The sequence below is a fragment of the Bacteroidota bacterium genome, from assembly GCA_038746285.1.
Taxonomy (GTDB): domain Bacteria; phylum Bacteroidota; class Rhodothermia; order Rhodothermales; family JANQRZ01; genus JANQRZ01.
The window spans coordinates 39,039-52,162 of record JBCDKT010000004.1; the positions used below are offsets into that span (position 1 = coordinate 39,039).

Annotated in this window: 19 protein-coding genes; 9 read left to right on the forward strand and 10 right to left on the reverse strand. The window is 68.5% G+C overall.

Annotated features, from left to right (window positions below; all coding sequences use genetic code 11):
* Window positions 1-28 precede the first annotated feature (28 nt).
* From AAGI91_02360 to AAGI91_02375, 4 genes are read left to right on the forward strand one after another with little or no spacing between them, the layout of a single operon-like run.
* Window positions 29-247, forward strand: a complete 219-nt coding sequence (locus tag AAGI91_02360) for a prevent-host-death protein (GenBank protein MEM1041448.1) — start codon at window positions 29-31, stop codon at window positions 245-247.
* Window positions 244-630, forward strand: coding sequence for a type II toxin-antitoxin system VapC family toxin (locus AAGI91_02365; GenBank protein ID MEM1041449.1), 387 nt, complete (start codon window positions 244-246; stop codon window positions 628-630). Before AAGI91_02360 ends, AAGI91_02365 begins: the two co-directional genes overlap by 4 nt.
* A 13-nt stretch (window positions 631-643) precedes the next feature.
* Entirely contained in the window at window positions 644-1,633 is a 990-nt protein-coding gene (gene gluQRS, locus AAGI91_02370; GenBank protein MEM1041450.1) for a tRNA glutamyl-Q(34) synthetase GluQRS, read from the forward strand.
* Window positions 1,634-1,681: 48 nt separating this feature from the next.
* Window positions 1,682-2,287: an intradiol ring-cleavage dioxygenase gene (locus tag AAGI91_02375; protein ID MEM1041451.1), complete on the forward strand. Its 606-nt coding sequence runs from the start codon at window positions 1,682-1,684 to the stop codon at window positions 2,285-2,287.
* Here the strand turns inward: AAGI91_02375 and AAGI91_02380 are convergent, their stop codons facing one another.
* The 3 genes from AAGI91_02380 to AAGI91_02390 are packed head-to-tail and all read right to left on the reverse strand — an operon-like array spanning window position 2,288 to window position 3,547.
* Entirely contained in the window at window positions 2,288-2,557 is a 270-nt protein-coding gene (locus tag AAGI91_02380) for a hypothetical protein (protein MEM1041452.1), read from the reverse strand.
* The gene (locus tag AAGI91_02385; GenBank protein ID MEM1041453.1) at window positions 2,554-2,946 is read right to left on the reverse strand and encodes a YraN family protein; all 393 of its coding nucleotides are present in this window, start codon (window positions 2,944-2,946) and stop codon (window positions 2,554-2,556) included. Before AAGI91_02385 ends, AAGI91_02380 begins: the two co-directional genes overlap by 4 nt.
* Window positions 2,939-3,547: a hypothetical protein gene (locus tag AAGI91_02390; GenBank protein MEM1041454.1), complete on the reverse strand. Its 609-nt coding sequence runs from the start codon at window positions 3,545-3,547 to the stop codon at window positions 2,939-2,941. Before AAGI91_02390 ends, AAGI91_02385 begins: the two co-directional genes overlap by 8 nt.
* A 263-nt stretch (window positions 3,548-3,810) precedes the next feature.
* Here AAGI91_02390 and AAGI91_02395 point away from each other — a divergent pair, with 263 nt between their 5' ends.
* The 5 genes from AAGI91_02395 to AAGI91_02415 all read left to right on the forward strand — a co-directional run bounded on the left by AAGI91_02395 (window position 3,811) and on the right by AAGI91_02415 (window position 7,654).
* Window positions 3,811-4,632 carry an SAM-dependent chlorinase/fluorinase gene (locus AAGI91_02395; protein ID MEM1041455.1) on the forward strand — a complete coding sequence of 274 codons (822 nt, stop codon included), beginning with the start codon at window positions 3,811-3,813 and terminating at the stop codon, window positions 4,630-4,632.
* Between the two features lie 44 nt (window positions 4,633-4,676).
* The gene (locus tag AAGI91_02400; GenBank protein MEM1041456.1) at window positions 4,677-5,507 is read left to right on the forward strand and encodes a hypothetical protein; all 831 of its coding nucleotides are present in this window, start codon (window positions 4,677-4,679) and stop codon (window positions 5,505-5,507) included.
* A 190-nt stretch (window positions 5,508-5,697) separates the two neighbouring features.
* Window positions 5,698-6,495, forward strand: a complete 798-nt coding sequence (locus AAGI91_02405; GenBank protein MEM1041457.1) for a hypothetical protein — start codon at window positions 5,698-5,700, stop codon at window positions 6,493-6,495.
* A 240-nt stretch (window positions 6,496-6,735) separates the two neighbouring features.
* The gene (locus AAGI91_02410) at window positions 6,736-6,960 is read left to right on the forward strand and encodes a DUF2188 domain-containing protein (protein MEM1041458.1); all 225 of its coding nucleotides are present in this window, start codon (window positions 6,736-6,738) and stop codon (window positions 6,958-6,960) included.
* A 4-nt stretch (window positions 6,961-6,964) separates the two neighbouring features.
* On the forward strand, window positions 6,965-7,654 hold the full coding sequence (locus AAGI91_02415; protein MEM1041459.1) for a hypothetical protein: 690 nt from the start codon (window positions 6,965-6,967) through the stop codon (window positions 7,652-7,654).
* A 4-nt stretch (window positions 7,655-7,658) separates the two neighbouring features.
* Here AAGI91_02415 and AAGI91_02420 read toward each other — a convergent pair whose 3' ends face one another.
* The 7 genes from AAGI91_02420 to AAGI91_02450 all read right to left on the reverse strand — a co-directional run bounded on the left by AAGI91_02420 (window position 7,659) and on the right by AAGI91_02450 (window position 13,029).
* Entirely contained in the window at window positions 7,659-7,880 is a 222-nt protein-coding gene (locus AAGI91_02420; GenBank protein MEM1041460.1) for a hypothetical protein, read from the reverse strand.
* Window positions 7,881-7,981: 101 nt separating this feature from the next.
* Window positions 7,982-8,791, reverse strand: coding sequence for a lysophospholipid acyltransferase family protein (locus tag AAGI91_02425; GenBank protein ID MEM1041461.1), 810 nt, complete (start codon window positions 8,789-8,791; stop codon window positions 7,982-7,984).
* A gap of 16 nt (window positions 8,792-8,807) precedes the next feature.
* A complete protein-coding gene (locus AAGI91_02430; GenBank protein ID MEM1041462.1) occupies window positions 8,808-9,227 on the reverse strand; it encodes a type II toxin-antitoxin system VapC family toxin in 420 nt (139 codons plus the stop codon).
* The gene (locus AAGI91_02435; protein MEM1041463.1) at window positions 9,224-9,511 is read right to left on the reverse strand and encodes a hypothetical protein; all 288 of its coding nucleotides are present in this window, start codon (window positions 9,509-9,511) and stop codon (window positions 9,224-9,226) included. Before AAGI91_02435 ends, AAGI91_02430 begins: the two co-directional genes overlap by 4 nt.
* Before the next feature lie 72 nt (window positions 9,512-9,583).
* Window positions 9,584-9,916, reverse strand: coding sequence for a YbjQ family protein (locus tag AAGI91_02440; GenBank protein ID MEM1041464.1), 333 nt, complete (start codon window positions 9,914-9,916; stop codon window positions 9,584-9,586).
* 45 nt (window positions 9,917-9,961) lie between these two features.
* Complete coding sequence (locus AAGI91_02445; GenBank protein MEM1041465.1) at window positions 9,962-11,350, reverse strand: HAMP domain-containing sensor histidine kinase; 1,389 nt, start codon at window positions 11,348-11,350, stop codon at window positions 9,962-9,964.
* Between the two features lie 386 nt (window positions 11,351-11,736).
* The gene (locus tag AAGI91_02450) at window positions 11,737-13,029 is read right to left on the reverse strand and encodes an adenylosuccinate synthase (protein ID MEM1041466.1); all 1,293 of its coding nucleotides are present in this window, start codon (window positions 13,027-13,029) and stop codon (window positions 11,737-11,739) included.
* Between the last annotated feature and the right edge of the window lie 95 nt (window positions 13,030-13,124).

The following is a 13,124-nucleotide window of genomic DNA, read 5'->3' on the forward strand; positions in this document are numbered from 1 at the left end:
CTCTCCGGTGAGAGCAGAAAACAGCACCATGACCCAGCTTCTCGAACAGACGCTGCGCCGCCTGCAGGCGCTGCCGGCACGCGACCAGGACCGCATCGCTGCCGCGCTGCAAGAAGAACTCGACCGCCTCTCGCCGGTGCCCGAGCCGAAGGACGAGCGCACTCCTGGTTTAGGCGAGGGACGCTTCGAGGTACCGGACGACTTCACCGCGCCGCTGCCCGATGCGTTCTGGCTGGGCAAGGGATGAGGCTTCTCCTCGACACGCACACGCTGCTCTGGTGGCACGCGAAGGCGGGTGCCCTCTCTGATACCGTTCGAGACGCGCTCAAAGACCCCAAGCACGACGTGTTTCTGAGCGTGGTGAGTGCCTGGGAGATGCAGATCAAGGTCAGCCTCGGCAAACTACCGCTCCCGGGTACGGTACCGGAACTCATAGGAGAAGAGCTACGGGAGAACGGCTTTCTTCCGCTCAGCGTGACGTTCGATCACGTCTACGCGTTAGCCGGGCTGCCCGCTCATCACAAAGACCCGTTCGACCGCTTGCTCGTCGCCCAGGCGCGTCACGAGGGGCTGACTCTGGTAACCGACGACCGGCAGATACAGCAGTATGATCTGCTGACGCTGTGGTAGACCTGCTAGCCTGGTGAGCACACGCGCTAATCTCTTACCTGGGACGCCGCGCGGCCGCTTCGCGCCGAGTCCGACGGGGTTGCTGCACGTCGGCAGCGCGCGGACGGCGCTGGCGGCGTGGCTCTCGGCACGCAGCCAGGGCGGGCAGTTCGTGTGGCGGATCGAAGACCTGGATCCGCCGCGCGCGGTCGCCGGTACGGCCGAGGCGGCGCTCGACGACCTGCGCTGGCTCGGGCTAGACTGGGACGAAGGACCGGACATCGACGGTCCGCATGCACCGTACGTGCAGTCGGAGCGGTACGCGCTGTACGAGGCTGCGCTGCGGCAGCTGGCCGAGGCGGGGCGGCTGTTCCCGTGCCGCCGCTCGCGCAAGGACCTCCGCGCTATCGCCTCGGCTCCGCACGGGGCCTCCGGCTCACCCCCCTACCCCGCGTCGCTCCGCCCGACCGGCCTCGCCCCCGGCTGGTTCAACCGCGCGGACGGCTCCGACGCCGCACTCCGCTTTCTCATCGCCGAGGGGGCGGTGACGTTCGAGGACTACGTCCAGGGCACGGTCTCGGAGACCGTCAGCGAGACGACGGGCGACTTCGTACTCAAGCGCCGCGACGGGCTCTACGCCTACCAGCTCGCTGTCGTCGTGGACGACCTCGCGATGGGGATCACCGAAGTCGTGCGCGGGGCCGACCTGCTAGGCTCGACCGCGCGGCAGGTGCAGCTCATCGAGGCGCTCGGCGGGGCACGTCCGGCCTACGCCCACCTCCCGCTCGTCCTCAACGCCGAGGGCGAGAAGCTCTCGAAGCGCGACGAAGCGCTGGCGCTGCGGAGCCTGCGCGACCGGGGCGTGGCACCGGAGGCGCTCGTCGGTGTGCTCGCGCAGTCGCTCGGCTTGGCCGCGTCCTCCGCGCCCGTTTCTGCCCGTACGCTCGTCCCCCGTTTCGAGTGGTCGCACGTCCGCCCCGAGCCGTGGCGGCTGCCTGGCACGCTTACGAAAGAGCTGCGTTAGGCCGAATACCAGGGGCATCCACCCCTCCTTCGCTCTTCCTGCTGCGCTGTGACCGCTCGCTCGCTGATCGCTCTGGCTCTCCTCTGCACCGGCTGCGGTTCGCCCGGCGCAGACGTGTCGGAAGAGGACGCGTCGCTGCCTCTCTGCGCGTGGTGCGGCGCGGACGAGGCACCGGAGGGCCTCGACTGGGACATGACGATCGCCGGTCCCGATGAGGACGGCGAGCGCCTCGTCATTACCGGCACAGTCTACGAGGCGGGCGGAACGCGCCCCGCGTCGGGCGTGCTCGTCTACGCGTACCACGCCGACGTCGAGGGGGTCTATCCGCAGCCCGGTGCCGCGACGGGCAACGGGCCGCGCCACGGCGCGCTCCGGTCGTGGCTCCGCACGAACCCGCAGGGCCGCTACCGGATCACCACCGTCCGCCCGGCTCCGCCCGCTGACGAGGCGGGACCGGCTCGCATCCACATGACGGTGCAGCCGCCGACCGAGCGCGAGTACCCCATCGACGAGATCGTCTTCGCGGGCGACTCGCTGCTCACCCCGGCGGTGCGGGCAGGGTTCGACCGGCGGGGCGGAACGGGGATCGTGAGGCTTCGCCGCGACGCGCAGGGCGTGTGGCGTGGGCGGCGGGACATCCTGCTGGAACGGTAGCTACCGGTTGCCTCCTGGCGGAAGTACCATCAAGCCGGGTGCGCTGACGAGGGGCGCTCGGCGACGCCCGAGCGGCCGAGGCGAGTCGTGTTTCTGACGAGCTACAGGAGCCCACGGCCCGGCCTCCAGCAGCGCCTGGCCGCGGGCGAGGGCCTCGGCCAGGCCCTCGACGTGGGCCGCCGTTTCGCCGAGCGGGATGTCCCACGCCCCGCCGTGGACGAGGAGGGCCGGGCGCCCCGGCGGGGGTGCAGCAACGGCAGCCGAGGTCATCCGAACATCCCGAACGCGTTCTCGAAGTGCTCGATCTCCGGCCCGCCGGGCCCGAAGAGCACGGCGATCACGTCGAACCGGACAAGGGCCCCTTCGAGCTTAGTCTCGTGGAGGTAGGCCTCGGCGACGCGCATGATGGCCTTCTGCTTGTCGCGCGTCACGGACTCCTCGGGCCGGCCGTAGCCCAGCCCACGCCGCGCCTTGACCTCGACGAAGACGAGTTCGCCGCCCTGCGTGTAGTCCTCGTAGGGCTGGAAGCAGACGAGGTCCACCTCCTCCCGGTTGAAGCGGTAGTTGCGCTCGATCACGCGGTAGCCCTTCGCTTCGAGGAAGTCTGCCGCGAGGTCCTCGCCGAGGTCGCCGGTGGTCTTGGCCGAACGCTCAGGCATCGCCCTCGCTGTTCTTGCGGCTGAGGCGGGCCGCGAAGCCGGTGAGCTTTCGCACCTTGCGGGCGTTGCGCTCGTGGAGGAACGGCAGGAGAGCCTCGGTGAACTCGTCGAAGACCCGTATGAACTCCTGCATGTTCTCCATCCGCTCGAGGAAGAGCGCCTCGTCCGAGGAGAGGGCCTCGCCGGCCTCCATCTCCGCGATGCAGTCGGTGAGAGCCTTCTCGACAGGCTTGATCTCGCGGCGCTGGCGCTCCTGGATGATCGTCGTCGTGATCTTCCAGATGTCCTTCTCGGCGACGTAGAAGTCCTTGCGGCTGCCCATCTGGTGGACCTTGCGGACGAGGTTCCATTCGGCCAGCGACCGGAGGTTCATGTTGGCGTTGCCCCGGCTGATCTGGAGGCGCTCCATGATCTCGTCGGTGTCGAGCGGGCGCTCGACGGCGTAGAGGAAGGCGTGGATCTGGGCCATCGTCCGGTTGATGCCCCAGTAGGTCGCCATCTCGCCCCAGAGCAGGATGAACTGCTGGAGGGCGCGCCGGTGACGCTCGCTGAGCGCCGCGTCGGCGTCGGACAGGAGCAGGTCGGGGCGCTCGGCAGGCATGGAGACGGGGGGCTGGCTGGGGAAACAAGATAGGGCGATTCGGCTCCGCGTGCCGAGCGGCTGCGGAAAAGGAGAAATGGTTCGGCGTGGAGGGAACGGAGGGCGAGGAGAGAATGGGCGTTGGCGCAGGGCGCGGCGGTCTCGGTACCTTTCTCGGCTTTTCGTTCCCTGCCCTCCCTGCCCTCCCTGCCCTCCCTGCCCTCCCTGCCCTCCCTGCCCTCCCTGCCCTCCCTGCCCTCCCTGCCCTCCCTGCCCTCCCCACCGTGCCCCTCGTCACCCTCACCACCGACTTCGGCCTCGACGACGCCTACGTGGCGGCGATGAAGGGCGTCATCCTGTCGGTGGCGCCCGGCCTCCGCACGGTCGACGTGTCGCACGGCGTGACGCCGCAGGACGTGATGGGAGCGGCCTTCGTGCTCCGCGAGGCGGCTCCGTACTTCCCGGACGGTACGGTCCACCTCGCCGTCGTCGACCCCGGCGTGGGGACGGCCCGCCGGCCGATTGCGGCGCGGATCGGGGGGCACCTGTTCGTCGGGCCAGACAACGGACTGTTCTCGCTCCTGCTAGACCCCGGATCGGCGTCCGGGGCAGGCTCCGCCGAGCCCGAGGCCGTCGTCGTCCTCGACCGGCCGGCGTTCTGGCGGACGCCGGAGCCGAGCCGGACCTTCCACGGGCGCGACATCTTCGCCCCCGTCGCGGCGCACCTCGCCTCGGGCCGCACGCTCGGCGAGGTCGGCTCGCGGACGGACGGGCTGCAGCGGCTCCACTGGGTCCGCGCCCGCGCCGACGCCGAGGGGCTCCAGGGCTGGGTCGCCCACATCGACCGCTTCGGCAACGCCGTCACCAACATTCCGGCGGCGCTGCTGCTGGCCCACCGCGCCGGGCGCCCGCTCAAGTGCTACGTCGGCTCGGCGATCCTGACGGGGCTGGAGGAGACCTACGCCGACGTGGAGGTCGGCGAGCCGGTCGCGCTCGTCGGCTCGTCGGGCTGGCTCGAGGTCGGGGTGCGCGACGGCGACGCGGCGGCGCTGCTGAGCATCCACAAAGGCAGCGCGGTCAACGTCGTGTTCGGGGACCGCGACTGACCGGCACCTGGTGCTATTTTGCCCCGCCTCCAGGTCCCCGCGCTATGCTCCCGTTCGCCCTCGCTTCCGCCGATGCGCTGCCGCCCCGTCCCGACGGCGGAGGGGCCGACGCCGAGCGCTGGCCGGAGCCCTCGCCCGAGGCAGAGCCGACCGCGCCGTCCGGCGAAGCGGAGCCGGTTCCCGGCGCAGCGGACCTGCCAGACGAGAACCTGCCGGACGCCGCAGGGCTGCCCGACGCCACGCCGTTCCGCGACCCCGCGCCCGAGCCGCCGGCCATTCCACCGCCTGGTCCGGACGACCTGCCGCCGCCGCAGGCCCCTCCCGAGCCCGCGAAGCGCCCGCTCGTGCAGCGCCTCGTCCTCGCCCTGCTCCTCATCGCCGCCGCCGGGCTGATCGGGTACATGCTCTCGCGCCCGAGCCAGACGACCGAGACGCTCGGCGTCCTCGCGCGCTCGGTCGAGGCCGCCGGGACGCTGCGGCTCGCGGTCAACACCGACCTCCCCGCCGAGGCGCAGCAGTTCGTGCGCGACGAGTTCGGCTGGCGCGTCGGCGTGCCTACGTTCTCGACGGCCACGCTGCGCGGCGTCGCCCTGGCGCGGGCGGCCCCGTCCGTCGAGGTCCCCGTCTTCCTCTACACCGACGGCACCAGCCGCGACGTCGCCGTCTTCGCCTACAGCTACGCCCTGCTCGACCAGGTCCCGGACCGCCTCACCCTCGCCCGCGACGACTACGCCGAGCTCGACCTCGGTGCGCCGGTCGTCCGCCGCACCGGCCGCACCGACGTCCTGCTCTGGCGGGACCGGGACGACATCTACGTCGCCGTCACCGACCTGCCGCCGAGCGCGCTGCGAGATGGCCTTTCGGTGGAACGGTGAGGCGGAGGACAGAGGACAGAGGACAGAGGACAGAGGACAGAGGACAGAGGACAGAGGACAGAGGACAGAGGACAATTTTTCCACGTTAGTTCCACAACACAAGCGTCTTCGTAATTTTCACGGCTTTTCTTGTCTCACCGTCTCACCGTCTCACCGTCTCACCGTCTCACCGTCTCACCGTCTCGCCCCCATGCCCTACGGTCTCCTCCTCGCCCTCGCCTTGCTGCTCGTCGGCTGCGCTGAGCCGCCCGCACCGGAGCCGGAGTCGGCCGCTCCCTCGGCTCCTGCGCTCGTCACCAAAGCCGACTCCGTGGCGATGCAGGTCGTGGCGGCCTCCGGCGGGTTCGACGCGTGGCACGCGCTCCCGGCGCTGCGCTTCTCGTTCGGGGTCGAGCGCGGCGGCGAGGCGCGGGTCGCGGCGCGGCACCTGTGGGACAAGCAGACGGGCCGCTACCGCGTCGAGTGGCCCGGCGGCGCGGACTCGACCTACACCGCGCTCTTCACGGCGTGGCCGGACAGCGGCCGGGCCTACCTCAACGGCGAGCCCCTCGACGGCAGCGCCGCCGACGTGGCGATGGCGAGCGCCCGCAGCCGAACCCTCAACGACACCTACTGGCTCCTCGCCCCCTTCAAGCTCTTCGACGGCGGCGTCGCGCGCACCTACGCCCCCGACTCTTCGGACGCCGCCACCGACGTGATCCGGCTCGACTTCGACGGCGTCGGCCTCACGCCGGGCGACCGGTACTGGCTGTTTGTGGATAAAGAGAGCGGGCAGCTTACGCGGTGGACGTTCGTCCTCGAAGGCAGCACCACGCCGCGCTCCTCGACGTGGACGGCCTACCGCTCCCTCTCCAGTCCGCAGGGCCGGGTGGTGCTCTCGGCGCGCAAGGATGTCGTCGGCGCCCCCGTCACTATCCTCACCGACGAGCTGCAAGCCCCGGCAGCCCTCGACGAGACGTGGTTCACCGATCCGCAGCCTCGCTTGTAGCGGTGCTGTTTACGCGGCCGAGGGGCTGTTTTCGCGCAGCAACGCGGCGTTACACTTCGGCCAGCCCGTGTATCTTAGCGGCTCGAAAACAGCCTGGGCGGGCCCTGGGAGGACACGCGCCACCTAAACGCGGAGAGGTCCCCGGCACAGCCTCCTGGTATGTTATGCCGCCAGCCGCCCGCCTTCGAACATTCCTGGGGCTGCCGCCGTATCCTGACCACGACCATCCGAATCCGAGCCATGCCCAGAAAAACACAGCATGTCGTCCGCACCCCCGGCGGGTGGAGCGTGAAGAAGGGGGGGGCGAAGAGAGCCTCGAGGACTTTCAGCACCCAGAAGGAAGCAATCTCCTACGGAAAAGACCTCAGCAGAAAGCAAGGTGCCGAGCTGTATATCCACCGTAGGGACGGAATGATTAGGGAGAAGAACTCTTACGGCAAAGACCCGCATCCTCCCCGCGGATAGCTCTATGGCTGCATCTAGCGCGGGTAGCGACGCTCCCGACAGCTTTGGTGAGAGTGTCTTCGTCAACTGCCCGTTCGACGCGAAGTACCTGGACCTTCTGCGCCCGATCCTTTTCACCGTTATCTACTTCGGACACAGACCCCGTATAGCGAGCGAGTCCTCCGACTCCGGCGAGAACAGGCTCTCGAAAATTAGTGGTCTGATCTCGGCCTGTCGCTATAGCATCCACGACATTTCCCGGCTGAAAGCGAAGAAGCCGGACGAGTTCGCCCGGATGAATATGCCGTTCGAACTTGGGATCGACTTCGGGACACGACTTCATGGCCCCGCTCACGCCTCGGAGAAGAAGTTTCTCGTCCTTGAAGAGAAGGCACACGACTTCAAGATTGCCTTATCTGACCTTAGCGGTATCGACGTCAAGCCTCACAGCAACGAGCCAGTTGACGTGTGCTGGGCTGTCCGGGATTGGTACTACGAGACGGTCGGGATCGACAACTCGTGGCCGGAGGAGCATCACTGGGCAAGCACGGTGTGGAGCAAGTTCAACGAGTTTGTAGCCTCACTATTCGAGGTCCGCTCACAGGCTGGTCTGTCTGATTCGGAGGCGACTAAGGCGGTAGAGAAGATGCCAATGGCCGAGTTCATCGACCGGGCGACGGAGTGGATTGAGGCCGACAGAGACCCGGCGGCATAATCTGTTACAGGGCTCCTCCAATCAGCAGCACGCCGATTCCGGCAGCGAAGCTGATCAGCCCCGCCTTGGCCGTGTGCCAGTGCAGAAAGGCGAACACGAAGATCAGCGGCCCGCCCAGCAAACACGCTACGCCCCAGAGCGTGCTCTCTTCAAACGCCCGGACAAGCATGTGTAGGAGGCCGGCCGCGAGCGCGAGCGTTCCGGCGATGGCCAAGACTAGGTCCATAGTGAGAAGACAGTAGTGTGGTCTGGATCTACTGCTGGAGGATCGGCACGGGGGCATCCAATCTAAAGACATGATTTTGCATTGGAAGAAGCACTGTCCGATCACGCCAGCAACGCCCTCTCGAGCACGGACTTGGCATGCGCAACGAGCGCGTCGGCCTCGTCCGTCGAGGTCGGGTGCACGGTCTCCAGAATCGCTACGTCGGCCGTGATGGTGCCCCGGTGCCGGGCGAGGCGCCAGACGGCCTGCATCAGGGGCTCGCCCTCGTGCCAGCGGACGGCGGCCTCGTCGCTGTAGCGGATCGCGGCCAGCAGGTACGGCACCGAGCCTTCGGCGGCGACTTCGAACGCGCCGCGCCGGAGCGGTTGCAGGCCCGGTGCGCGGTTGATCCCGCCCTCGGGAAAGAGCACGAGCGGGGGATGGCTCCGGGCCGCCATCGTCTCGGCCAGCTCGCGCCGCGCCTCGGCCCGCGACGCCTTGCTCTCGCGGTTAACGAAGACCGTCCCGACCGCCTTCGCCAGCCACCCGATGAAGGGCATCCGCTCGACTTTGTGCTGGCTCAGAAACCGCACTGGGAAGAGGTGAAGCAGCACCGCGATGTCGGCGTAGGAGCGGTGGTTCGGAAAGAGGAATCCGCGATGCGACCGCAGCCGCCCGACCTCGTCGCACCGGATCCGGACGCCGAAGATCGCCCAGGTGACGTGCGCCATGCCCATCACGATCCACCCGCCAAGCCGAACTCCGCGAACGCGCACCCATCCCACGAGCAGCACGAAGACCGTACCGAGCGCGACGACGAGCAGCACCGACACGAGCCGGACCGCACCGAGCGCCACGGCGATGGGACCAAGCCGCGGACATTCTGTCACCGTGTCGGCCTCAAGCGGCGCCTGCTTTTCTTCGTCCGACATCGGAGGCATCGCAGACTCAGGAGGCGAACCAGTTCTCGACGTGGAGGCCCTGGTAGCCCTCAAAGTCGCCGGTGTTGCGGGTGACGAGGATGAGGCCGCGCGTGGCGGCTATGGCAGCGACGATTCCACCGAGCGCGGGGCGGGGCTTCCCCAGCGCTTCGAGCCGCGCACGCTCCCGGGCTAGCCACTCGGCAGCGTCTGCGTCGAACGAGAGGATAGGCATCGCCGGGCGCACCACGCTGAAGAGATAGCGGGCGAGAAACTCTCGCTTTCGCCCGGTCGGCATCCGTTCGAGCCCGTGGAGCAGTTCGTGCCAGACCGCGCTGGCCACGGCTGCCTCTTGCGCGTGCGCCTCAACCCGCGCCTGCACCTGCGGGGCCGGTCGCTGCCGTGTCGGTTCGGAGACGATGTTGGTATCGAGGAGGTAGCGGATCACGCGTCTGCCTCGTCCTCGAACGGCGAGGGCCGACCTAGACCCTGGTCTTGCAGGTTTCCAAACACCTCGTCGAACGTCTCATCGTCGAACGGCGAGGGACCGTATTTCTCGGTGAACGCCTCGTGCGCCTCGCGAAAGCTCGGGCGCGGCTCGTCGAGCGCAGCCTCCAGCAGCCAGATGGCCTGCTGGTTGAGGCTGCGGCGCTCGGACGCGGCCCGCTTGCGGAGCCGGGCGAGCGTGTCGTCGGGGATGCCTTTGAGCGTGAGCGAGGCCACTAGAGTCACCGCTTTGGTTCCGTTTTGGGTAAGCTACGACGTACCCTTCGCCTGACGGCTCCAGCCCGCGCCTCCTCGGCGTCAGTCCTTGAGCCGGACCGCCGTGCCGTAGGCCAGCATCTCGGCCATGCCCTGCATCACCATGCTCGTCGTGAAGCGGACGTTGATCACGGCGTCGGCCCCGAGGTCGAGGGCGTCCTCCTTCATGCGGTCCAGGGCCTCGTCGCGGGCCTCGCGGAGCATCTCGGTGTAGCCCCGGATCTCGCCTCCGACGACCGTCTTGAGCCCCGCCATGATGTCGCGGCCGAGGTGCTTGGCGCGGACCGTGTTGCCGTAGACCACGTCGATGTGGTCGACGATGGTCTCGCCAGGCAGGTGGTCGGCGGAGGTAATGGGAATGAGGGCGCTGTCCATGCGAAAGAGAAAGGTTAGGCGGTGCGGTAGGAAACGGCGCGTCGCTTACGAAACCGGGCGCGGGCTGAACGCTTCCGGGTGCGGCTCGGCCGCAGCGTCGGCGACCGGCTCGGCCTCGGCGAGGACGATGCGGAACGTGGTGCCCTGGCCGGGGCGCGTCTCGGCGAGCGTCAGCGTGCCGCCGTGGTAGTCCTCGACGATCCGCTTGGCGAGGCTCAGGCCGAGGCCCCACCCGCGCTGCTTAGTCGAGAAACCGGGGCGGAAGACGTGACGGGCGGCGCTGCGCTCGATGCCCTTGCCGGTGTCGCGCACGTCGAGCGTGACGGTCCCCGCCCGGCCCGGCGTTCGGTAGCCCCGGACGGTGATCGTCCCGGCCTCGCCCTCGAGGGCGTCGAGCGCGTTCTTGAGGAGGTTCTCGACGACCCACTCGAACAGCTCGCGGTTGGCCGAGACCCAGAGGCCAGGCGGCACGTCCACCTCCAGCTCCACCCGGCGCCCGGCCGACGGGAGGCGGCGGCGGACGTAGTCGGCGATGGACTCGGTGACCGGCGCGAGCGGCTGCGCCTCCAGCGCTGGGACCGAGCCAATCTTCTGGAACCGGTCGGCGACGCGGTGGAGGCGGCCGACGTCCTTGTCGAGCTCGTCGGCGACCTGCGCGTTGGGGACGCCGTTGCCCGCGCGGAGGAGCTCGGTCCAGCCCATGATGCTGGAGATCGGCGTGCCGAGCTGATGCGCCGCCTCCTTCGCCATCCCGACCCAGAGGCTCGACTGCTCGCTCCGCCGGACGTAGCTGAACCCGAGGTAGCCGACGAGGATGAAGAGGCCGACGAAGAGGAACTGCACGAACGGAAACCACCGAAGCGTGCGGACGGTGTCGCTCTCGCCGTAGTGGATGAGCTGTACGTCGAGCCCGTCGCCGAGGTCGAGCCGGATCGGCGGGTGGATGGCGTCGAACGCGGCAGCCTCGCGCAGCAGGTCGGCGTCGATCTGCTCCTGGGTCCGCGACGAATCCACGTCCACGTTGCGGCTCGTGACGACGAGGCTGAGCGTGGTGTCGGTGATGATCGCGGGGACGTAGAAGCGCTCGGGCTGGACGATCTCGTTGAAGACGAAGTTGATCTCGTCCGAGGCGGGCATCGAGCGCGCCCACTGGAGGGCGGCCCGGAGCGAGTCGAGCGAGCGTCGCGGCAGCGGCTCCGCCGCAGGTCCGCGCAGCAGCCCTTCGAGCTGGGCGAAGGCGTCCTGGTACGGGTTCTCGGAGTCGACCTGGGTCTGGTACTCGATGGCCCGCGCCCAGAGCTGGATCGCCTCCTGCTCCTGCCGCATCAGCCGGTTGGCGAGGTCGTTCGTGTACCACAGCGACGCGACCGCGATGAGCACGGCGGCCACGATAAGGCCGAGCTTGATCTTGACGGACGTGCGGTACGCCTTCATGAGCGGAGGAGCGGAGGCGAGGAAGAGCGGAAGATACTGGCGTAACGCCTCGGTCGAGGGTGGATGTACCTCCCCACACACTCAGGTCTCCCTGCACCCTCTTCAACAGTCATCCCCGCACAGGCGCTGACGCGGGAAGGCATGCACCCGAGGAGACACCTCCAGGCTCCAACCCCCAACACACGTCATCCCCGCCCGTTCGACTGCGCTCAGGACAGGCTCCGGCGGGGACCCACAGGGGTGCTGGCCGGTGGGTCCCGGATCGGAGTCCGGGATGACTGCTGTGGTAGTTTTCTACCAGAGGCCGTTGCGAGCAAAATTGGACCACACGACTAAAATCAGACGCAGTCGGCCCCCTGTCTTCCGCTCCTCCACTCTTCCACGCCTCAGACGCGCAGCGTCTCCGAGCGCTTCGGGCCCGTCGAGACCATCGCAATCGGTACGTCGAGGAAGTCAGACATAAAGCCGAGGTAGTCGCGGGCCGTGCCGGGCAGCGCGTCCAGCGAGTCGGCCCCGGTCACGTCGCCGAAGCCGGCGAAGCTCTCGTAGACCGGCTCGGCGCGCTCCAGCGTGGCGAGGTCGTTCGGGAAGCGGTCGGTCTCCTTGCCGCCGATGCGGTAGCGGGTGCAGACCTTGAGCTCGTCCAGCCCGGCGAGCACGTCGAGCTTGGTGACGGCGAGGTCGGTGAAGCCGTTGACGGCGGTCGTGTAGCGGAGCGCGACGAGGTCGAGCCAGCCGCAGCGGCGGGGGCGGCCCGTCGTCGCGCCGTACTCCTGTCCCACGTCGCGGAGTTTCTGCCCGATGCCCGCCGGATCGTGCTCGGCGTCGCCGTCGAGTTCGGTCGGGAAGGGCCCGTTGCCGACGCGCGTCGAGTAGGCCTTGACGATCCCAATCACGCGGTCGACGGCCGTCGGCGGGACGCCGAGGCCGGTGCAGCACCCGCCGGCCGTCGGGTGGCTACTCGTCACGAAGGGGTAGGTCCCGAAGTCCACGTCGAGCAGGCTGCCCTGCGCACCTTCGGCGAGGACGCGCTGCCCGTCTTTCAGCGCGGCGTTCAGGTACTCCGTCGTGTTCTTGACGAAGGGGTCGATCTCGTGGTCGAAGGCGACGTACTCCTCGATCATCTGGTCCACGTCGAGCGTCTCGGCGTCGTAGACCCCGCGTAGGATCGCGTTCTTCTCGTCGATGGCATCTTTCAGCTTGCGGCGGAGCACGTCGCGGTCGAGGAGGTCGACGACGCGGATGCCGGTGCGGGCGAACTTGTCTACGTAGGCCGGGCCGATCCCGCGCCCCGTCGTGCCGATCGCGCCGGCGTCGCGGTAGCGCTCGCGCGCCTGCTCGACGGCCTTGTGGTAGGGCATGATGAGGTGCGCGTTGTGGCTGATGAACAGCCGCCCCTCGACCTCGAAGCCCAGCTCCTTGATCGTGCTGATCTCCTTCATCAGCGCCACCGGGTCGATCACGACGCCGTTGCCGATGACGCAGGTCGTGCCGGCGTGGAAGATGCCGCTCGGGATGAGGTGGAGGACGAACTTCTTGTCGTCCCACGCAATCGTGTGGCCGGCGTTGGCGCCGCCCTGGTAGCGGGCGACGATGTCTACGTCGGGCGCGAGCAGGTCCACGACCTTGCCCTTTCCCTCATCGCCCCACTGGCTTCCGATGACAATTGTAACAGGCATGGTTCGGCGGTTGAGATCGGCCGTAGGGATTTGATTAATCAAACCCCTCCGGGGTGGCAACACGCAAAAACGAAGGCGGCGAGGCCCGGCCCCGC

Bases quoted from the DNA above. Each gene is read 5' to 3' on its own strand.
- AAGI91_02415 (MEM1041459.1), top strand. From the start codon at position 6,965: ATGGCTGCATCTAGCGCGGGTAGCGACGCTCCCGACAGCTTTGGTGAG.
- AAGI91_02410 (MEM1041458.1), top strand. From the start codon at position 6,736: ATGCCCAGAAAAACACAGCATGTCGTCCGCACCCCCGGCGGGTGGAGC.
- AAGI91_02360 (MEM1041448.1), top strand. From the start codon at position 29: ATGACCCAGCTTCTCGAACAGACGCTGCGCCGCCTGCAGGCGCTGCCG.
- AAGI91_02400 (MEM1041456.1), top strand. From the start codon at position 4,677: ATGCTCCCGTTCGCCCTCGCTTCCGCCGATGCGCTGCCGCCCCGTCCC.
- AAGI91_02380 (MEM1041452.1), bottom strand. From the start codon at position 2,557: ATGACCTCGGCTGCCGTTGCTGCACCCCCGCCGGGGCGCCCGGCCCTC.
- AAGI91_02445 (MEM1041465.1), bottom strand. From the start codon at position 11,350: ATGAAGGCGTACCGCACGTCCGTCAAGATCAAGCTCGGCCTTATCGTG.
- AAGI91_02365 (MEM1041449.1), top strand. From the start codon at position 244: ATGAGGCTTCTCCTCGACACGCACACGCTGCTCTGGTGGCACGCGAAG.
- AAGI91_02420 (MEM1041460.1), bottom strand. From the start codon at position 7,880: ATGGACCTAGTCTTGGCCATCGCCGGAACGCTCGCGCTCGCGGCCGGC.
- AAGI91_02390 (MEM1041454.1), bottom strand. From the start codon at position 3,547: ATGCCTGCCGAGCGCCCCGACCTGCTCCTGTCCGACGCCGACGCGGCG.
- AAGI91_02385 (MEM1041453.1), bottom strand. From the start codon at position 2,946: ATGCCTGAGCGTTCGGCCAAGACCACCGGCGACCTCGGCGAGGACCTC.
- AAGI91_02405 (MEM1041457.1), top strand. From the start codon at position 5,698: ATGCCCTACGGTCTCCTCCTCGCCCTCGCCTTGCTGCTCGTCGGCTGC.
- AAGI91_02425 (MEM1041461.1), bottom strand. From the start codon at position 8,791: ATGTCGGACGAAGAAAAGCAGGCGCCGCTTGAGGCCGACACGGTGACA.
- AAGI91_02440 (MEM1041464.1), bottom strand. From the start codon at position 9,916: ATGGACAGCGCCCTCATTCCCATTACCTCCGCCGACCACCTGCCTGGC.
- AAGI91_02450 (MEM1041466.1), bottom strand. From the start codon at position 13,029: ATGCCTGTTACAATTGTCATCGGAAGCCAGTGGGGCGATGAGGGAAAG.